We start from the raw sequence: 18619 nt of genomic DNA, 5'->3' as shown, positions 1-18619 counted from the left end.
CCGAGCACCAGCCCCACCGGATTTCCCCGGTGCGGACCTGTGTCGGCTGCAAGCGGCGGGCCTTGATCGGTGAGCTGCTGCGCGTGGTCGCGGTGGCCGGGCGGGTGGTCGTCGACGAAGGTCGGCGGCTGCCGGGCCGGGGAGCGTGGCTGCACCCCGACCCGGACTGCCTGGCCAAGGCCGAGCGGCGGCGAGCCTTCCCGAGAGCCTTGCGGGCTCCCGGGGCGCTCGATGCCCGCGAAGTCCGCGAGCACGTCGGGCGCACCACACCGCACCACGATCCCGGGACGTCCCCGGGGTCGCGAGGATTCAAGGAAGCAGGTCGACCCGTCATGAGTCAGCCGTGAAGCTGAAGCCATGAGCGTCAGACAATAAGGACGAGGTCAGCGGGTTTTCCGCCTGGCCTCCCCTAGATGAGGAGAGTTGTGCCAGGCAAGGCCCGCGTACACGAGCTCGCGAAAGAGCTCGGCATCACCAGCAAGGACGTGCTCGCGAAGTTGAAGGAACAGGGCGAGTTCGTCAAGTCCGCGTCGTCCACGGTCGAGGCGCCCGTCGCCCGCCGTCTTCGCGACGCGTATGCGCCCAAGGGCGCCAAGAAGCCCACCCCCGGTCCGTCGGCGCGCCCCGGCCCGCCGGCCGCCAAGCCCGGCGCGTCCGCCCCGAAGCCCCCCGCGCCTGCCCAGCAGGCTCCGGCGGCCAAGGCGGCACCCGCCCCGGCCGAGTCGGCTGTGTCGGACACGTCGGCTCCGGCCGCACCCCAGCAGCAGGCGCCCGCGGCGTCGAAGCCGGCCACCCCGGGGCAGCGCCCCGGCCCCCGGCCCGGCCCGCGTCAGCAGCCCGCCGCACCCGCACCCCAGGAGCAGGTCCCGGCCGCGAAAGCGGACGCGCCCGCCGCTCCCAGGCAGGACACCCCGGCCACGCCCCCCGCGGGCGGCACCGGTTCGGTCGTCCCGCCGAAGCCGCAGGGCCCCAAGCCCGGCGGTCCCAAGCCCGGCCCGCGCACCCCGCGTGTCGGCAACAACCCGTTCGGCGTCGGTTCCGGCGCTCCGCCGCGTCCGCAGGGGCCGCGCCCCGGTGGCGGCCCGGGCGGCGACAACCGGCCCCCGCGTCCCGGCGGTGGCGCCGGCGGTGACCGTCCGGCCCCGCGGCCGGGTGGTGGCGCCGGTGGCAACCGGCCGAGCCCGGGCAACATGCCCCCGCGGCCGAACCCCGGCATGATGCCGGGCCGCACGCAGCGCCCGGCCCCCGGTCCCGGTGGCGGCGCCCGCGGTGGTCCCGGTGGCGGCGCCCGTGGCGGCCCCGGCGGTGGCGGCGGTCGTCCCGGTGGCGGTGGCGGCGGTTTCCGCGGCGGTCCCGGTGGCGGTGGCGGCGGCGGTGGCTTCCGCGGCGGTCCCGGTGGCGGCGGCGGTGGCGGCGGCTTCCGCCCGGGTGGCGGCGGCCCCGGTGGCGGCGGCGGTGCCCCGGCCGGTGGCGGCGGTTTCCGTGGCGGCGGCGGTGGCCGTGGTGGCCCCGGTGGCCGTGGCGGTACCGCGGGTGCCTTCGGGCGTCCGGGTGGTCCCTCGCGCAAGGGTCGCAAGTCGAAGCGGCAGAAGCGCCAGGAGTACATGGACAACATGCAGGCGCCCAGCGTCGGCGGCGTCCGCCTGCCCAAGGGGCAGGGCGAGACGATCCGGCTGCCGCGGGGTGCTTCGCTGACCGACTTCGCCGAGAAGATCGACGCCAACCCGGCTTCGCTGGTGCAGGTGCTCTTCCACCTCGGCGAGATGGTCACCGCGACGCAGTCCGTGTCGGACGACATCCTCGAGCTGCTCGGCGGCGAAATGAACTACCACGTTCAGGTCGTCAGCCCCGAGGAGGAGGACCGCGAGCTGCTGGGCACCTTCGACATCACCTACGGCGACGACGCGGGTGGCGAAGAGGACCTGCAGATCCGGCCGCCGGTCGTGACCATCATGGGTCACGTCGACCACGGTAAGACCCGCCTGCTCGACACGATCCGGAAGACGAAGGTCCGCGAGAGCGAGGCCGGCGGCATCACGCAGCACATCGGTGCGTACCAGATCGAGACCGAGCTCGAGGGCAACCCGCGCCTGATCACCTTCATCGACACCCCGGGCCACGAGGCGTTCACCGCCATGCGTGCCCGTGGTGCGAACTCGACCGACATCGCGGTGATCGTGGTGGCGGCCGACGACGGTGTGATGCCGCAGACGGTCGAGGCGATCAACCACGCGCAGGCCGCCAAGGCGCCGATCGTGGTCGCGATCAACAAGATCGACAAGGAAGGCGCGAACCCGGACAAGATCCGGCAGCAGCTGACCGAGTACAACCTCGTGGCCGAGGAGTACGGCGGCGACACGATGTTCGTCGAGATCTCCGCGCGGCAGAACATCAACATCGACGGTCTGCTCGAGGCGATCCTGCTGACCGCCGACGCCGCTCTGGACCTCCGGGCCAACCCGGACATGGAGGCCCAGGGTGTCGCGATCGAGGCGCACCTCGACCGCGGCCGCGGCCCGGTGGCCACCGTCCTGGTCCAGCGCGGCACGCTGCGCGTCGGTGACTCGGTCGTGGCGGGTGACGCCTACGGCCGCGTCCGCCGGATGGTCGACGAGCACAACGTCGACGTCACCGAGGCGCTGCCGTCGCGTCCCGTCCAGGTCATCGGGTTCACCTCGGTGCCGGGTGCGGGCGACACCTTCCTGGTGGTCGACGAGGACCGCGTCGCCCGGCAGATCGCCGAGCGCCGCTCCGCCCGGACGCGCAACGCGCTCAACGCGTCGCGTCGCAAGCGGGTCAGCCTCGAGGACCTCGACTCCGCCTTGAAGGAGACGAACAGCCTCAACCTGATCATCAAGGGTGACAACTCGGGTACGGTCGAGGCCCTCGAAGCCTCGCTGCTCCAGCTGGACGTCGGCGACGAGGTCGAGCTGAACGTGGTCCACCGCGGTGTCGGTGGCGTGACCGAGTCGGACATCGACCTGGCGACCGCGTCCGACGCGATCGTCCTCGGGTTCAACGTCCGCGCCCAGGGCAAGGCGACCGAGCGGGCCACCCGCGAGGGCGTCGACGTCCGGTACTACACGGTCATCTACCAGGCGATCGACGAGATCGAGCAGGCCCTCAAGGGCATGCTCAAGCCGGAGTACGAAGAGGTCGAGCTGGGCCGCGCGGAGGTCCGCGAGGTCTTCAAGTCCTCCAAGATCGGCACGATCGCGGGTTGCCTGGTCATGTCCGGCGAGATCCGGCGCAACGCCCGGGCCCGGCTGCTGCGCGACGGCACTGTCGTCGCGGAGAACCTGCCGGTCAGCTCGCTGCGGCGGTTCAAGGACGACGTGGTCGAGGTCCGCGAGGGCTACGAGTGCGGTCTGACGCTCGGTTCGTACGGCGACCTCAAGGTCGGCGACCAGATCGAGACGTACGAGCAGCGCGAGAAGCCCCGCGCGTAGAGGCTGGTTTGGGGAGGGGTGTGCTCGCGGAAACCGCTCACCCCTCCCCGCCTCTACCTTGTCCCTTGGGGGTCGAACCCCCAAACCCCCGCCAGGGGGCAAGCCCCCTGGACCCCCGGGTAGTCCCTACTACACCAAACTCACTTGCCTATGTTCGTCGGAGCCCTTGAGCTCGACATCCTGCTCGGCGACGTTCACTCGCTGAAGCAGAAGCGGTCCGTGGTCCGTCCGGTGCTGGCCGAGGTGCGCAAGCGTTTCGCCGTGTCGGTGGCCGAAGCCGGTCACACCGATCTGCACCGCCGGGCCCTCATCGGGGTGGCCGTGGTCGCCGAAGGTGGCGAGCACGTCCGTGACGTGCTCGACTCGTGCGAGCGGTACGTGGCGAGCAGGCCGGAGTTCGAACTGATCTCCGCCCACCGCCGGCTGCTCGGTCCAGACGATTAGATTTCTCTAGGAGAACGACATGGCTGATCCTGCTCGGGCCCGCAAGCTCGCCAAGCGGATCTCGCAGATCGTGGCGTCCGCGATCGAACACGAGGTCAAGGACACCCGGCTGGACTACGTGACCATCACGGACACGAAGGTCACCGGCGACCTGCACGACGCCACGGTGTACTACACGGTGCTCGGCGAGAAGCTGGACGTCCCTCCGGACTTCGCCGGCGCCGCCGCCGCGCTCGAATCGGCGCGCGGGATGCTCCGCACGAAGGTCGGGCAGGGCACCGGGGTCCGCTACACGCCGACGCTGACGTTCGTCGCGGACACCATCCCCGAGGAGTCGAAGCGGATCGAAGACCTGCTCGCGAAGGCCCGCGAGGCCGACGCGGAGGTTGCGCGCCGCTCCGCGGGAGCCCAGCACGCGGGCGAGCCCGACCCGTACAAGGCCCCCCGCGAACCCGAGGACGACGACGAGCTCGCGGAAGAGGAGAGCCGGGGCTGACCCGTGCTCTCCCGCCGCGGCCTGCTCGCCGGCAGCGCACTCGCGCTGCTGGCGGGCTGTTCGTCGGCTCCCTCGGGGCCACCTCCCGGTCCGCCGGCGGTGCCGGTGCCGACCGGTCCGGCACCTTTGTCCGATCCGGTGACGGTCCAGCGCACGCGCTCGGCCGCCCGCGGCACCGACGTCGACCTGGTGCTCATCACGCCGGAAGGCGTCCCGGCCTCGGGACTGCCGGTGTGCCTGGCCCTGCACGGCCGCGGCGCCCGGGCGCGGACGTTCCTCTCGCTGGGCGTCCCCGCGCTCCTGACGGCCGCGGTCCGCGCGGGAACACCACCGTTCGCCATCGCGGCGATCGACGGCGACCACTACTGGGTGAACGTCGGTTCGGACGACGACCCGCAGCGCATGCTCACCGACGAAGTCCCGGGCTGGCTGGCCGGCCGCGACCTGCGTCCGCCGTCGGCGGTGTTCGGCATTTCGATGGGCGGCTTCGGCGCGTTGCGGTTCGCCCGCGCCCACCCGGACCTGAAGGCGGTGGCCACGGCGAGCGCGGCCCTGTTCGTCAGCTGGCCGGACGCCCGCAGCCGCAAGGTCTTCGCGGACGAGGCGAACTGGCGCGACGCGGAACCGCTGCTGCACCCGGCCGAGCTACACCCCGGATCCCTCGGCGTGTGGTGCGGCGAGTCGGACCCGTTCCTGGGCGCGGACCGCAAGCTGGTCAAGGCCGTGAACCCGGCGGTATCGCGGTTTTCGCCGGGCAAGCACGACGACGACTACTGGCGCGGGGTGCTGCCGGACATCCTGAAGTTCGTGGGGGAGCGCCTGTCGTGACCGACCCATCCGGCTTGTCCAAGGCCATCCGGACCGACGCCGACTTCCCGCAGATGGGCTGGCACGACTGCCGTATCCGCGCCCTCGGCTTCGCCGAGCAGGCCTTCGCCTAAGCCACCATCGCGAAGGCGCTGTAGTACTCGCCGTCCATCGTCCGGGTGCCGCTGCGGTCCGGGCTGACCTCGGCGCCCACCCAGCCCTGGAACGCTCCCGCGTCGTCGATCACCTGCAGCAGTGGCCGCACGTGGCTGTTCGCCAGGTAGCACCCGTCGTACGACAGGCACTCGCACCAGAACTCGTAGCTGTTGCGGCGGCCGCCCAGGTCGCCGGTCAGGTAGTAGAACCGCCGGTCGCCGCTGTCGGCGAGCTTCTTCACGCACGCGTCGTACTCGGCGGTGCCCGGGTTCGGGCAGCAGGACGCCGCGTCACAACCCGCGTTCTTCTGCACGTACCCGAGGCACGAACCGTCCGTGCAGGCGTTCCAGCTGGGGCTCACCGTGAAGCTGCCCGCCGACCCGCGGGCCACCGTGGTGACCTTCAGCTTGTTCCAGCTGTGCGCCTCGTAGACGTACTTCCGTTCGGTCGCGCGGATCGCGCTCATCGACGCCTTGCTGGTCTGCGCGAGCGAGGCGTTGCTGCCGTAGGCGTAGCCGCCGGTGATCGAGTACGTGTCGCCGACCAGCTGCATCCGGCCCAGGCCCGGGTGCAGTTCGGAGACCGCCCAGGTCTCGCCGAGGTTGACCGCGGTCGTCGAGCCGTTGATCGTGCTGCTCGTCCAGGTGATGCTCACCTGCCCGGACGTCGAGTTGTAGGCGTAGGTGCCGGTGAAGTGGCCGTTCGGGTCACCGGTGAACCCCGGCGCCGTCTTGATCGGGCAGTTGTTGCGCGGGTTGGTGCCCGGCTGGAACTCGCCGCAGTAGTAGACGTCGCCGCTGCTGACCGGGACCGGGAAGTCGCGCTGGCTCCACGTCCAGAAGTTGTGCTGGACGGCGTTGCTCGACGGGTCGAACACCAGGTAGCCGAGCCGTAGGTAGTTGCTGCCGGCGGCGTCGGTGAACCCGGCGACGCTGACCACCCAGTTCTGCTTGCCCAGCGGCGGCGGCGCGGCGTGCGCGGCGGACGCGCCGAGCAGCAACGTCGAGGCGAGCACCGAGAGCACGACAGTCACGAAAACGCCGAATCGGCGGAAAACCCCCATCAACATGGCTGGATCGTAACTCATCAACGCGCTATTTCGAAGCGAAGAGAATCCCCTGCGAAACCTCGGCCTCGGGGTCCAGCAGCCATTCCGCGTCGACGGTGAACCCGGCGTCCCGCACCCGCCGCGCCAGCCACCACGGCTGCCGGAGGTGGACGTTGACCCGCATCGGGTGCCCGCCGTAACCCTGGGTCTTCAGCCGGGTTCCCACGCCGACGTGGTAGCCGATCATCAGCAGCCCGCCCGGCCGCAGCACGCGGTGGAAGTGACCCAGCGTCACCGGCACCGCCTCGTCCGGGACGTGGATCAGCGACCAGGACGCCAGCACGCCCGCGACCGACGCGTCCGGGAGCGGCAGGTCCGTCATCGAGCCCACCTCGAACCGCAGTTCGGGGTGTGACCGGCTCGCGAGGTCGATCATCCCCGGCGAGAGGTCGATGCCGGACGCGTCGACGCCCAGGGAGGCCAGGTACGCCGTGAAGTGCCCCGGGCCGCAGCCGACGTCCACCGCGGGCCCGTCGACCTGCGAGGCGAACAGTGTCAGCGCCGCCTTGAGGTACGGCTGCTCCTCGAGCGCGCGGGAAACGAACTCGGCGTAGCTCGAAGCCACCGTGTCGTACGAGGTGGCGGTGTCCGCGAGCCAGGTCATCGCGCGCGCAGGCCGTCGAGGACGATGCCGAGCGCGCGCCGCCAGTCCGGGGTGGCGGTCGCCGCGGCGAACACGATCGCGAGGTCGGACCCCCGGAAGTCCGGCCGCAACGCCCCTGCTTCCTGGGCGCGCGAGATGATCCGGTTCATCCGGGAACCGTTGGCCTGCTTGGCTTTCTCCAGTCCGGACGCCGGGTCGAAGGTCCGCGAGCAGATCTCGGTGAAGCCGCGGTCGGAGACCTGCATCAGCACCGAACGCTCGAGGAACAGGACAAAACCCTCCCACGGGTCCTCGCACGCGAGGGCCTCCTCCAGCACGAGCTGAGCTTCTTCCAGTGCCGGCAGGAAGGCGGCTTCGACGAGGTCCGCCCGCGTCGGGAACCGGTTGTAGAGGGTGCCGATCGCCACCTCGGCGCGCCGGGCGATTTCGTCGAGCGGGGCGTCGACCCCCTTGGCGCCGAAGACTTCCCGCGCCGCCGCGACCAGTGCTTCCCGGTTGCGCCGGGCGTCCGCGCGCAGGGGGCGTTGCTCGACGGTCACGCTGCGAGAGTACAGCTTCGGCTGCACGCTCGAGCGGCTCGCCCGGTTGCCTGCCTGATCGGAACCTCACAGTGCCCACCTCGGGCGCCGGCCGGGAGCACAATGGTGGCAGCGGGGGTGAACCCGCACCGAGACGGCCACCGAGGGGAGGTCGGTACCCATGCACTCCGACCTTTCCCCGTCCGGCCGCACCGGAGTCCTCCTGGTCGGCACCCGCGGGCAGCGGGGCCCCGGGGAGGTGCTGATCAGGATCAGGGGTGGCTTGGAAACCTTCCTTGCCTGGTCCGACACGGAGCTGCCGAAGGGCACGACCGTCCTGGTCGTGGAAACCCGGGGCCGGCGCACGGTCGACGTCGTGGCGTGGGACGCCTCGGATCCCGCTTCCTAGTGTTCGCAGAAGGACAGTCGATGTTCGGTTATCGCGTGCCTGCTCCCAACGAGGCGATGCTGATCTCGGGGGGCAACAGCAAGGGCGCGTCGCCGTTCCGGGTCGTCACCGGTCACGGTGCGTTCGTCATGCCGGTCTTCCGGAAAGTCCGGTTCCTCACGCTCGCCATGTGCGAGGCCGAAGTGACCGAAGTGTGCGTGACGAAGCAGGCCATCGCCCTCACGGTCCGGGCGGTGATCGCGTTCAAGGTCGGCAACGACACCGAGAGCATCGTCAACGCCGGCCAGCGGTTCCTCTCCGACCAGGACCAGATGTCCGTGCTGACCGGCCGGATCTTCGCCGGGCACCTGCGGTCCATCATCGGTTCGATGACCGTCGAGGAGATCATCACCGAGCGGCAGAAGCTCGCCACCGAGGTGCTGGACGGCTCGGCCGTGGAGATGGCGAAGATCGGGCTCACCGTCGACGCCCTGCAGATCCAGTCGATCGACGACATGAAGCTCGGCTACATCGCCGCGATGGCCGCGCCGCACAACGCCGCCATCCAGCGGGACGCGCAGATCGCCCAGGCCGTGGCGAACAAGACCGCGGCGGAGGCCGAGCAGGAGTCGCAGCGGACGCAGGCCGAGTACGCCCGGCAGACGTCGATCGTGCAGGCGCGGTACCGGGCCGAGGTCGAGGCGGCGCAGGCGCAGGCGGCCCAGGCCGGCCCCCTCGCGCAGGCGCGGGCGCAGCAGGAGGTCATCGACGCGCGCACGGAGCTGGCCCAGCGCGAAGCCGAGTTGCGGCAGCAGCAGCTGGTCGCCGAGGTCATCAAGCCCGCCGACGCCGAGGCCGAGCGGATCCGCATCCTGGCGCTCGCCGACGCGGAGAAGATGCGCGTGCAGGCGGAGGCGGCGGCGTCGAACAACCGGGTCGCGCTCGACCGGATGCTCATCGACCAGCTGCCGCAGATCGTCAAGGAAGCCGGGCGGGGCCTGGCGGGGGCGAACGTCAACATCCTCAACGGCGCCGACGGCCTCGGGGAGATGGCCGCGGGCCTCGTCGGCCAGGGACTGTCCATCTTGGACTCGGTGAAGCGCGGGCTGAGCACGTCGCCGGCGCCGGCCGCCGCGCCGGAAGCGAACGGGCAGCTGCCCAAGCCGGGTGAGCTCACCGCCTCCTGAAAGCGCTTTGTCGACTAGGAAGCGGGTTTGGCCGCGACGACCAGGTCACGCAGGATGGCCTGGTCCACCCGGTGGGCGAACTCCTCCCACGGCCCGCCCTCGCGGACGTCGAGGCCGGCCTTCCGGAGCACCTCGACCAGCTCCTCCCGCGGCAGCACGGTCGTGTTCCACGAAATCCCGAGCGCCCCGCCGGGTTTCAGCACCCGCGTCCACACCGGGACGGCCGCGGCGAGCAGGTCGCGCGGGCTGCGCTGCAGGCCCGTCTCGCGGTGGCTGCCGTGCTGGACGCCGTACGGCGCGTCGGTGACGATCACGTCGCAGGAGTTCGCCCGCAGCACCTCGTCGGTGGTCAGGGTGTCGGCGTTGAAGTAGGTCAGTTTGCGTGTGTCGCCCGCTTTGTACGCTTCCTTGTCCAGCGCGTACTCGATGTCGAGCCGCCGCCCGAGCCGGGCCTTGTTGCGGCGCAGCTGCCCGGACTCGGCGGTGTGCTTCACGCGCTTGTTCCGCAGCCACGTCTTGATGAACGCCTCGTAGGCCTCGAAGTCCTTGGCGTCGACGTCCAGGCCGGTCGCGTGCAGGCCGTACATCATCGCCTGGTTCAGCGTGGTGCCGCGGCCGCACAGCGGGTCGAGCAGGTACTTCGGCTTGTCCGACAGCAGCCCCGCCGGGTCCGCGGTCGCCAGCAGCGTCACGTTCACCAGCAGCTTGGTGAACAGCTCGTTCGTCTTGCCCGCGTACTTCTGGATGGTCAGCAGGTCCGAGTCGGCCTTCGCCAGCGGTGTCACGGGCACCGGACGGAGGACGCCGTCACCCAGCTCGAACAGCGCGTACAGCGACGAGACGTTCGACAAGAGCGCGAGATCGCTTTCGCCGAGGGGTGCCGAGCTGGTGAAGCGCACGTAGCCGACGCCGCCGAGCTCGACCTCGTCGATCGCGGACAGCTCGGCCGCCAGGCGCGCGCCGAACACCGCCAGCTCGGCGCGCAGCAGCGCGGGGGAGGAGGCGGCGTAGACCCGGTTGGCCGAGGGGTAGACCAGCATCGCGTACTCAGGCATCCCGCAGAGCGTAGCGTGACGCACCGTGACCCCTACTTCGGCGCAGGACATCCGGGACGCGGCGGCACTGCTCGCGCCGGCCACCGACGTGACGATCCTCGGCCACGTGCGGCCGGACGCGGACGCGCTGGGCAGCGCGCTCGCCCTCGGCCGGGCCCTGCGGCAGCGCGGCGCCCGCGTGCGTGTCTCCTTCGGCGAGCCCGACGAAGCCCCGGAGACGCTGCGGTGGCTCGACGAGGACGGCCTGCTCACCCACCCGGACGCCCTCCCGGACGCCGAGGAGCTGCTCGTCTGCGTCGACACGCCGACGCCGAAGCGGCTCGGCCGGCTCGCCGGGCGGGTCGAGCTCGCCGGCGCGGTGCTGGTGATCGACCACCACGCGACCAACACGTACTACGGCACCTGCCACGTCGTCGACGAGAGCGCCGAGGCCAGCGCGGTCCTCGTGTTCCGCGTCCTGGAGGAGCTGGGCGCCGAGCTGGACGAGCCGATCGCGCGCGGGCTCTACGCGGGGATCGTCACCGACACGAGCGGGTTCCGCCGGGCGAGCCCGGAGACGCACCGGATGGCGGCCCGGCTGCTCGAAGCGGGGGCCGATCCCGAAGCGATCGTGCGCCGGATCGTCGACGAGCGCCCGTTCGCCTGGCTGCCGATGCTCTCGTCGGTGCTCCGCGAGGCCCGGCTGGAGCCGGAAGCCGCGCAGGGCCGGGGTTTCGTGCACGCGGTGGTCGGCGTCGACGTGGCCCGTACGGTGCGCGCCGAAGAGGTCGAGTCGGTCATCGACGTCGTCCGCTCGGTGCGCGAAGCGGCCGTCGCGGCGGTGCTCAAACAGGACCCGGCGCACCCGGGGCAGTGGCAGATTTCGCTGCGTTCCGTCGGGATCGACGTCTCGGCGGTGGCGGCCGGGTTCGGCGGCGGCGGGCACCGGCAGGCCGCCGGCTGCACGATCGCGGGCTCCGCCGACGAGGTCGTCGCGGGCCTGCGCGACGCGCTGGAGCGGGCGCCGCTGCTCTGACGGTCCGGTCGGGTTCCCGCCGGCCGGAACTGTCGGTGGCGGTGGTTAGAGTCCGGTTCGTGGCGAACGTGGAGGAGATCGAGCGGGTCCCGGCGAAGCGCGTGCTCGGCTTGGCCGTGCCCGCGCTGGGGGTGCTGGCCGCCGAGCCGCTGTACGTGCTCGTCGACACCGCCGTGATCGGCCACCTCGACGCGTTGTCGCTGGCCGGGCTCGCGCTCGGCGGCGTCGTGCTGGCCCAGGTGTCGAGCCAGCTGACGTTCCTGTCCTACGGCACGACGTCCCGCACCGCGCGGCTGCACGGTGCCGGCCGCCGCGCCGACGCGGTGCGCGAAGGCGTGCAGGCGACGTGGCTGGCGGTGTTCGTCGGGCTGGTCGTGCTGGCCGCGGGCCAGCTGCTCGCCTGGCCGATCGCGCGGGTGCTTTCGGGGAGCGACGAGATCGCTTCCGCCGCCGTGTCGTGGCTGCGGATCGCGTTGTTCGGGGCGCCGCTGATCCTGGTCACCATGGCCGGCAACGGCTGGATGCGCGGGGTGCAGGACGCCGCGAAGCCGCTGCGGTACGTGCTGGCGGGCAACGGGATCTCGGCCGTGCTGTGCCCGGTCCTCGTGTACTGGGCGGGGCTGGGGCTGGAGGGTTCGGCGATCGCGAACGTCGTCGCGCAGGTGATTTCGGCGTCGCTGTTCTTCATGGCGCTGGGGCGGGAGAAGGTCGGCCTCCGGCCGGACTTCAAGGTGATGCGGGCCCAGCTCGGCCTCGGCCGCGACCTGGTGCTGCGCAGCATGGCGTTCCAGGCGTGCTTCGTCTCGGCGGCGGCCGTCGCCGCCCGGACGTCGACCGAGGCCGTCGGGGCGCACCAGGTGGTGCTGCAGCTGTGGACGTTCCTGGCGCTGGTGCTGGACTCGGTGGCGATCGCCGCGCAGTCGCTGGTCGGGGCGGCACTGGGGGCGAACTCGGCCCGGCGGGCGCGCGGAGTGGCGTCGCAGATCACCGGGTACGGGCTGCTGCTGGGGTGCTTCCTGTGCGTGCTGTTCGCCTCGTTGTCGTGGGTGCTGCCGCACGCGTTCACGTCCGACCCGGGCGTGCTGGCGGAGATCCCGCACGCGTGGTGGTTCTTCGTGGCCCTGCAGCCGATCGCGGGCGTGGTCTTCGCCCTGGACGGCGTCCTCCTGGGCGCGGGCGACGCGGCCTTCCTCCGCAACGCGACGCTCGGCAGCGCGGCCCTCGGCTTCCTCCCGCTGATCTGGGCATCCCTCGGCTTCGGCTGGGGCCTCACGGGCATCTGGACCGGCCTCTCGTGCTTCATGCTCCTCCGCCTGGCCGCGGTCCTGGTCCGCTGGCGTTCCGGAAACTGGGCGGTGACCGGCGCCACCCGCCCGACCTGAACCCGGATCCGGCGTGATCAGGCCCGTAACTCGCGTGATCGAAGCCGTAACTCGCGAGTTCCGCCCCCGATCACGCGAGTTACGGCTTCAATCACGCCAGATCCGCCTCTGAGCACGGGTGATGGGGGTTACCTGTGGGGAAAACCACCCGGGTCGCCGCTATGGTTCGTGGTTGCTTAGGCGATACAAGTAGTGGGGACGGCAGCGCAGGCGTCCGGACGAACGAACGCCGAAACCCTGGAGGAACCCGTGCCCGCCACCGGCCGCGCCACCGCCCGGTCCTGGCTGATCTGGCTCGCCGCCGTCACCGTCTACCTCCTCGCCGTCTTCCACCGGACGTCGTTCGGGGTCGCCGGGCTGCAGGCCGCCGAGCGCTTCGGCGTCGGCGCGGCCGCGCTCGGCACCTTCACCGTCCTGCAGGTCGGTGTCTACGCCGCGATGCAGATCCCGACCGGCGTCCTGGTCGACCGCTACGGCCCCCGCCGCGTCCTCACCGTCGCCGTGCTGGTCCTCGGGGCCGGTCAGCTCCTGCTCGGCGTCGCCCATTCCTACGGCCTCGGCCTGCTCGCCCGCGGGGTACTCGGCCTCGGCGACGCGCTCACCTTCGTCAGCGTCCTGCGCCTGGTCGCGGCCCACTTCCCGGGCCGCCAGTACGCGCTGCTGACGTCGTTCACCGCGGCCGTCGGCTACATCGGCAACCTCGCCGCCACCGTCCCGCTCTCGCTGGTGCTCGACGGCGCCGGCTGGACCCCCACCTTCCTGGCCGCCGGCGCCGTCACGGTCCTCTACACCGTCGTCGTGGCCCTCCGGGTCCGTGACGTCCCGGCGGGCGAACAGCCGCCCGTCCGTGACGAAGTCCGCCCGCGCGAGCTGGCCGGCCGGGTCGCCGAAGCCTGGCGGACGCCGGGGACGCGCCTGGGCTTCTGGGTCCACTTCAGCACGATGTTCGCCCCGAACGCCCTGACGCTGCTGTGGGGCGTCCCCTGGCTGGTGCAGGGCCAAGGGCAGTCGAAGGCGACGGCGAGCGCGCTGCTCACCGTGTTCGTCTTCGGCTCGATGGCGGGCGGCCCGCTGCTGGGCGGTCTGATCGGCCGCCGCCCGTCGCTGCGGATGCCGCTGGTCGGCGGCTACATCGGCGGGGCCGCGCTGGTCTGGGCGGTGCTGCTGGGCTGGCCGGGCCCGGTGCCGCTGCCGGTGCTGGTGCCCGCCTTCGCGTTCCTCGCCCTCGGCGGCCCCGCGTCGATGATCGGGTTCGCCCTCGCCCGCGACTACAACCCGCTCAGCCGCGTCGGCACGGCGACCGGCGTGGTCAACGTCGGCGGCTTCGTGGCGACGACGATCGCCGCACTCGCCGTCGGTGTGCTCCTGCAGGTGACCGGCGGGAACTTCCGGTGGTCGCTGCTGGCGCTCGTCGCGGTGCTGGCCTTCGGCACGTTCCGGCTGCTGGTGTGGTGGCGCCGGACCCGCACCCACCTGTTCCTCGCCGAGGCCCGCGGCGAGGAACTGCCGGTGCGCATCACCCGCCGTCGCTGGGACGCGGCCCTCCCCGAGACGCCGATCGTCGCCGCCTGATCACCCGCGCCGGGGGACCAGCCAGCACAGGCAGAAGGGGTGTCCGGCCGGGTCGGCGTACACCTGGAAGTCGTCCCCGGACGTGCTGCCGGCCGCGGCTTTCAGCACCGTGGCGCCGAGCGCCATCACCTCGTCATGTGCTTCGGCGAAGTCCTCGACCCACAGGTCGAGGTGCACCTGCTGCTTCGACGGCCCGTCCGGCCACTGCGGCGGCGTGTGGTCGGGCGCGAGCTGGACGCCGATCCGCGGCGCCCCGTCCACCAGCACCATGTGCCAGTCGCCGTCCTCGCTCACCTCCCCGCCGAGGACCCCGGCCCAGAAGCGGCTTTCGGCGGCGAGGTCGGCCGCGTCGAAGGTGACGACCTGGTGGTTGATCCGCATGACCCCCAGTCTGCCGGAATCACCGCCTGCAGCAGCTGGGGCGCGACCGCGAACCCGCGCCGCCGGTAGGCGGGCACGGCCCGCGGCGACGAGTGCACGGTGACCCGCTCCAGCCCCAGCTCCCCGGCCAGCCGCAGGACGCCGTCGATCAGCCGGCCGCCGAGGCCGCCGTCGCGGGCTTCCGGCACGACGTACACGCTCTGCACGTCACCGCCGGCCCGCGAGAACGCCGTCGGGGTCGGTACGCGCGAGGTCACCGCCAGGAACGCCATCCCGAGCACCTGCCCGTCGCGCACGACGACGAGGCAGTGGTGGGTGGCCGCGTTCTCCCGCGCCCACGCGGCGAACTCGCGCACGAACGCGTCGCGGCCGTCGGCGGGGAGGCCGTCCCGCTCGGCCACCCAGCGCCACCGGAGCTCGGCGACCGCTTCCAGCTCGGCGGGCCGCGCGGCCCGGACTTCGATCTCCGTCACGCCTCCATCGTGGCCATCCGAGGCGTCATCCGTTCCACGACAAGCGGCCGCTAGGGTTTGCCGCGTGTCGAGCCCGAAACCGCCCCGCCGTCCCGCCCCGCCTCCCGGCCTGCTCATCGTCGACAAGCCCGCCGGCATGACGTCGCACGACGTCGTCGCGCGCGCCCGCCGGATCATGGGGACCCGCAAGGTCGGGCACGCCGGCACGCTCGACCCGATGGCGACCGGCGTGCTGGTGCTCGGCATCGAGCGCGCCACCAAGCTGCTCGGCCACCTGGCCCTGGACCGCAAGACCTACCTGGCCACCCTGAGCCTCGGCAGCAGCACAACGACCGACGACGCCGAGGGCGAAGTCCTCACCACCGCGGATACGCGGAAGACACGGGACGAAGACATCGCCAACGGCATCGAAAAGCTCACCGGCGACATCCGGCAGGTGCCCAGCGCGGTCAGCGCGGTCAAGATCGACGGCAAGCGCGCCTACGCCCGCGTCCGCGCCGGCGAGGACGTCGTCATCCCGGCCCGCCCGGTCACCGTCTACCGCTTCGACGTCCTCGCGATCCGCCACGAAGAGGACCACGTCGAGGTCGACGCCGTCGTCGAGTGCTCCTCCGGCACCTACGTCCGCGCGCTGGCCCGCGACCTGGGCGCGGACCTCGGCGTCGGCGGCCACCTGAAGGCCCTCCGGCGCACCACGGTCGGCCCCTTCACCCTCGCCAAGGCGAGGACCCTCGACCAGCTCGAAGAGCAGCCCGAACTGAGCCTCGACCTCGACGCCGCCGTCGCCGCCGCCTTCCCGCGGCGCGACCTCGACGCCGCCACGGCGAAAGCGGTCCGCCACGGCCAGCGCATCCCGGCGGCCGGCGTCGAAGGCACGTACGGGCTCTTCGGTCCCGACGGCCGGGTGCTCGCCCTGGCCGCCGACGAACAGGGTGTGTCCCGCGCGGTGGTCGTGTTGCTGCCCGCCTAGGGTGGGCTCGAGAGACGGGAGTGTGACGTGCTTCGGTGGCGTGGGCTGGGGGATCTCCCCGGCAGCTGGGGCCGGTGCGTGGTCACCATCGGCGTGTTCGACGGTGTCCACCGCGGGCACCAGGAGCTGATCAGCCGGACGGTGGCGGCGGCCGCCGAGCGCGGCCTGCCGAGCGTCATGCTGACGTTCGACCCGCACCCGTCCGAGGTGCTGCGCCCGGGCAGCCACCCGGCGCAGCTGACGACGTTGCGGCGCAAGGCCGAGATCGTCGAGGGCCTCGGTGTCGACGTCTTCTGCGTGCTGCCGTTCACCCTCGAGCTGTCCCGGCTGCAGCCGGAGGAGTTCGTGCACGAGGTGCTGGTCGACCGGCTGCACGCGGCCGCGGTGATCGTCGGCGACAACTTCACCTTCGGCGCCAAGGCGGCCGGCGACGTCGAGCTGCTCCGCACCCTCGGCCGCCGGTTCGGCTTCGCCGCGTTCGGCGCCGAGCTGCAGGGCAAGGAACTGTCCGAAGAGGACCAATCGGCGATCACCTTCTCGAGCACCTACGTCCGGTCGTGCATCGACGCCGGGGACGTGGTCGCCGCCGCCGAAGCGCTCGGCCGCCCGCACCGCCTCGAGGGGATCGTCGTCCGCGGCGACGGCCGGGGCCACGAGCTCGGCTACCCGACGGCGAACCTGTCGACCCCGCGCTTCGCCGCCGTCCCGGCCGACGGCGTCTACAGTGCGTGGTTCACCCGTTCGGCCGACCCGGCGCGCCGGCTGCGCGCCGCGGTCTCGGTGGGCACCAACCCGACGTTCTCCGGGCGCGAGCGGACCGTCGAGGCGTTCGTCCTCGACGTCGACGAGGACTTCTACGGCCAGCACGTGGCCATCGACTTCGTGACGCGGCTGCGTGACCAGGTGCGGTTCGCGGACTCGGCGGGGCTCGTCGCGCAGATCGACGACGACGTGGTCGAGACGAGAAAGGCACTCGAACTGCCCCCGGACGCCCTGACCGGGGAGGAATAGGGGATTCCGCGTCCACGCACGTGAGCGCGATGGCAAGATGCTCACGGACGGTGTGCGCGAAAAAAGGAAATAAGGGGAGCGGGAGACTGGTGGAGGACCACAAGATCGTCCAGCGGAACATCGCGTTGCAGCGTGAGTGGTACGGGGAGCCGCTCGGCGACCGCGTGCGCCGGCTCGTCGTCGCGTTCGACGTTTCGCAGGCGTTCCTGGCCGAGGTCCTCGGGATCAGCGCCCCCATGCTCAGCCAGGTGATGAGCGGGCGGCGGGCGAAGATCGGCAACCCGGTCGTGCTGGCCAGGATGATCATGCTCGAGCGCAAGATCCTGGTGCCCGAGGTCGCCGCCGGCAACCGCGAGGCGATGCTGGCCGCGATGGAGGACGTCCGCGACTCCCGCCCCACCGTCGGGCGCGACAACATCCCGGTGGTCAACGAAGACCAGAAGGTCCTCGCCTACCTGCGCGACCTGGCCGAGGACGAGGACCTGGGCGAGGCCGCCAAGCGCCTCGACGACGAGTTCCCGGCCATCGCCGACCTGCTCCGCCGGGCGGGCCACGGCGCCTGATGCCGGTCCTGTTCAGCGCGCTGCTCCCGCCGGACGACGTCGCCGAGGCGATCACAGCGGCGATCGGAACCACCGACGACGGCCTCCGCTGGGAGCCGCCGGAGCGGTGGCACATCACCCTCGCCTACTACGGGCCGGACGACGTCGAAACCCGCGCCGCCTGGCTGGGCACCCGGCTGGCCGGGCGCCCGGCGGTCGACGTCCGGCTGGAAAAGGCCGCGACGTTCCCCGGGGTGCTGTGGTTGACTGTCGCCGGATCGGAGCTGGCGCCGCTCGCGCACGCCGCGGGCGCCGACGCCGAACCGAGGCCCTACCGGGCCCACCTGACGCTCGCGCGGTTCCCCCGGGAAGAACCCGGGCGCGCCGCGCGTTGGACCGAATGCCTCGGTGGTTTCACGAGCCGGCGGTGGCGGGCCGCGGAAGTGGCGCTGATGACCAGCGAGCGCGAGCCGGGTGGTCCCCGGTACCGCGTGGCCCGCGCCTTCGAGCTGGGCGGCGCCTGAAGACGCTGTTCAGCGGGCTGGTAACCTCACGAGCGGGTCCGGCTGCAGTCCGTGGCGGCCGTGACCGTCTTCCCGGCGTGCATCCACGTCCGGGGCCGCACGGCACTGATCATTTCGAGGAGTAACACAAGTGGCGCTGTCCACCGAAGAGAAGAAGTCGATCCTGGCCGAGTACGGCGTGCACGACTCGGACACGGGATCTCCCGAGGCCCAGGTCGCGCTGCTGACCAAGCGGATCGTCGGCCTCACCGAGCACCTCAAGGCTCACAAGCACGACCACCACTCGCGTCGCGGGCTCCTGCTGCTGGTCGGCCGTCGCCGCCGGCTGCTGAACTACGTGATGAAGGTGGACATCGAGCGTTACCGTGCGCTGATCCAGCGCCTCGGCCTGCGCCGATAGCTGCAACCGAGGGGGAGTGACCACCGGGTCGCTCCCCCTCGCCGCAGAGCTTCAAAAGAAGAACGGCGCGAGCGCGCCCGGGGAATCCGTCCGCCGGTCCTCGGTAGTGGCTTCCGGGAAGAGTCCCGGGGGCTTCG

Annotated in this window: 20 protein-coding genes and 1 pseudogene; 15 read left to right on the top strand and 6 right to left on the bottom strand. The window is 71.9% G+C overall.

Annotated features, from left to right (window positions below; genetic code table 11):
- The first annotated feature begins 29 nt into the window (after positions 1–29).
- The 5 genes from ACFVYA_RS03415 to ACFVYA_RS03395 all read left to right on the top strand — a co-directional run bounded on the left by ACFVYA_RS03415 (position 30) and on the right by ACFVYA_RS03395 (position 5217).
- Complete coding sequence (locus ACFVYA_RS03415; protein WP_387041887.1) at positions 30–347, top strand: YlxR family protein; 318 nt, start codon at positions 30–32, stop codon at positions 345–347.
- Between the two features lie 78 nt (positions 348–425).
- Positions 426–3449: a translation initiation factor IF-2 gene (infB, locus tag ACFVYA_RS03410; RefSeq protein ID WP_387041939.1), complete on the top strand. Its 3024-nt coding sequence runs from the start codon at positions 426–428 to the stop codon at positions 3447–3449.
- 150 nt (positions 3450–3599) lie between these two features.
- The gene (locus tag ACFVYA_RS03405; RefSeq protein WP_285993558.1) at positions 3600–3893 is read left to right on the top strand and encodes a DUF503 domain-containing protein; all 294 of its coding nucleotides are present in this window, start codon (positions 3600–3602) and stop codon (positions 3891–3893) included.
- Between the two features lie 19 nt (positions 3894–3912).
- Complete coding sequence (gene rbfA, locus ACFVYA_RS03400; RefSeq protein WP_285993557.1) at positions 3913–4389, top strand: 30S ribosome-binding factor RbfA; 477 nt, start codon at positions 3913–3915, stop codon at positions 4387–4389.
- Positions 4390–4392: 3 nt separating this feature from the next.
- Positions 4393–5217 carry an alpha/beta hydrolase gene (locus ACFVYA_RS03395; RefSeq protein ID WP_387041884.1) on the top strand — a complete coding sequence of 275 codons (825 nt, stop codon included), beginning with the start codon at positions 4393–4395 and terminating at the stop codon, positions 5215–5217.
- A gap of 109 nt (positions 5218–5326) precedes the next feature.
- Here the strand turns inward: ACFVYA_RS03395 and ACFVYA_RS03390 are convergent, their stop codons facing one another.
- Genes ACFVYA_RS03390 through ACFVYA_RS03380 form a run of 3 tightly spaced genes read right to left on the bottom strand, consistent with a single transcriptional unit; the run spans position 5327 to position 7603 of the window.
- A complete protein-coding gene (locus ACFVYA_RS03390; RefSeq protein WP_387041882.1) occupies positions 5327–6421 on the bottom strand; it encodes a hypothetical protein in 1095 nt (364 codons plus the stop codon).
- 25 nt (positions 6422–6446) lie between these two features.
- Positions 6447–7064, bottom strand: a complete 618-nt coding sequence (locus tag ACFVYA_RS03385) for a class I SAM-dependent methyltransferase (RefSeq protein WP_387041879.1) — start codon at positions 7062–7064, stop codon at positions 6447–6449.
- Positions 7061–7603: a TetR/AcrR family transcriptional regulator gene (locus ACFVYA_RS03380; RefSeq protein WP_387041877.1), complete on the bottom strand. Its 543-nt coding sequence runs from the start codon at positions 7601–7603 to the stop codon at positions 7061–7063. The genes ACFVYA_RS03385 and ACFVYA_RS03380 overlap by 4 nt, the downstream gene beginning before the upstream one ends.
- A 160-nt stretch (positions 7604–7763) precedes the next feature.
- On the opposite strand from ACFVYA_RS03380, the gene ACFVYA_RS03375 reads away from it, so the two are divergent.
- Positions 7764–7991 carry a hypothetical protein gene (locus tag ACFVYA_RS03375; RefSeq protein ID WP_003084005.1) on the top strand — a complete coding sequence of 76 codons (228 nt, stop codon included), beginning with the start codon at positions 7764–7766 and terminating at the stop codon, positions 7989–7991.
- Positions 7992–8011: 20 nt separating this feature from the next.
- Positions 8012–9157 carry an SPFH domain-containing protein gene (locus ACFVYA_RS03370; RefSeq protein WP_285993551.1) on the top strand — a complete coding sequence of 382 codons (1146 nt, stop codon included), beginning with the start codon at positions 8012–8014 and terminating at the stop codon, positions 9155–9157.
- Between the two features lie 14 nt (positions 9158–9171).
- Here ACFVYA_RS03370 and ACFVYA_RS03365 read toward each other — a convergent pair whose 3' ends face one another.
- On the bottom strand, positions 9172–10212 hold the full coding sequence (locus ACFVYA_RS03365; RefSeq protein WP_387041872.1) for a TRM11 family SAM-dependent methyltransferase: 1041 nt from the start codon (positions 10210–10212) through the stop codon (positions 9172–9174).
- A 25-nt stretch (positions 10213–10237) separates the two neighbouring features.
- Between ACFVYA_RS03365 and ACFVYA_RS03360 the strand changes: the two genes are divergently transcribed.
- The 3 genes from ACFVYA_RS03360 (at position 10238) to ACFVYA_RS03350 (ending at position 14181) form a co-directional block, all read left to right on the top strand.
- A complete protein-coding gene (locus ACFVYA_RS03360; RefSeq protein ID WP_387041869.1) occupies positions 10238–11227 on the top strand; it encodes a bifunctional oligoribonuclease/PAP phosphatase NrnA in 990 nt (329 codons plus the stop codon).
- Positions 11228–11286: 59 nt separating this feature from the next.
- Positions 11287–12609, top strand: coding sequence for an MATE family efflux transporter (locus ACFVYA_RS03355; protein WP_387041866.1), 1323 nt, complete (start codon positions 11287–11289; stop codon positions 12607–12609).
- A gap of 249 nt (positions 12610–12858) precedes the next feature.
- The gene (locus ACFVYA_RS03350) at positions 12859–14181 is read left to right on the top strand and encodes a nitrate/nitrite transporter (RefSeq protein WP_387041864.1); all 1323 of its coding nucleotides are present in this window, start codon (positions 12859–12861) and stop codon (positions 14179–14181) included.
- On the opposite strand, the gene ACFVYA_RS03345 is transcribed toward ACFVYA_RS03350, so the two are convergent.
- Together ACFVYA_RS03345 and ACFVYA_RS03340 are read right to left on the bottom strand one after the other, a co-directional pair.
- Complete coding sequence (locus ACFVYA_RS03345) at positions 14182–14562, bottom strand: VOC family protein (RefSeq protein WP_387041861.1); 381 nt, start codon at positions 14560–14562, stop codon at positions 14182–14184.
- Positions 14563–14579: 17 nt separating this feature from the next.
- Positions 14580–15035 (bottom strand): annotated as a pseudogene (locus tag ACFVYA_RS03340) (GNAT family N-acetyltransferase); the annotation flags it as partial.
- A 64-nt stretch (positions 15036–15099) separates the two neighbouring features.
- Here ACFVYA_RS03340 and truB point away from each other — a divergent pair.
- The 5 genes from truB (at position 15100) to rpsO (ending at position 18482) form a co-directional block, all read left to right on the top strand.
- The gene (gene truB, locus ACFVYA_RS03335; RefSeq protein WP_285993544.1) at positions 15100–16005 is read left to right on the top strand and encodes a tRNA pseudouridine(55) synthase TruB; all 906 of its coding nucleotides are present in this window, start codon (positions 15100–15102) and stop codon (positions 16003–16005) included.
- 27 nt (positions 16006–16032) lie between these two features.
- Positions 16033–17016, top strand: coding sequence for a bifunctional riboflavin kinase/FAD synthetase (locus tag ACFVYA_RS03330; protein WP_387041858.1), 984 nt, complete (start codon positions 16033–16035; stop codon positions 17014–17016).
- Positions 17017–17105: 89 nt separating this feature from the next.
- A complete protein-coding gene (locus ACFVYA_RS03325; protein WP_285993542.1) occupies positions 17106–17579 on the top strand; it encodes a helix-turn-helix transcriptional regulator in 474 nt (157 codons plus the stop codon).
- Entirely contained in the window at positions 17579–18082 is a 504-nt protein-coding gene (gene thpR, locus ACFVYA_RS03320) for an RNA 2',3'-cyclic phosphodiesterase (RefSeq protein WP_387041854.1), read from the top strand. The genes ACFVYA_RS03325 and thpR overlap by 1 nt, the downstream gene beginning before the upstream one ends.
- A 130-nt stretch (positions 18083–18212) precedes the next feature.
- Complete coding sequence (gene rpsO, locus ACFVYA_RS03315; protein ID WP_003084034.1) at positions 18213–18482, top strand: 30S ribosomal protein S15; 270 nt, start codon at positions 18213–18215, stop codon at positions 18480–18482.
- Positions 18483–18619 lie beyond the last annotated feature (137 nt).

This window comes from Amycolatopsis sp. NPDC058278 (genome assembly GCF_042881395.1).
Lineage (GTDB): Bacteria > Actinomycetota > Actinomycetes > Mycobacteriales > Pseudonocardiaceae > Amycolatopsis.
Note: the sequence above shows the minus strand (reverse complement) of the source record. Positions and strands in the feature narration are given on the sequence as shown.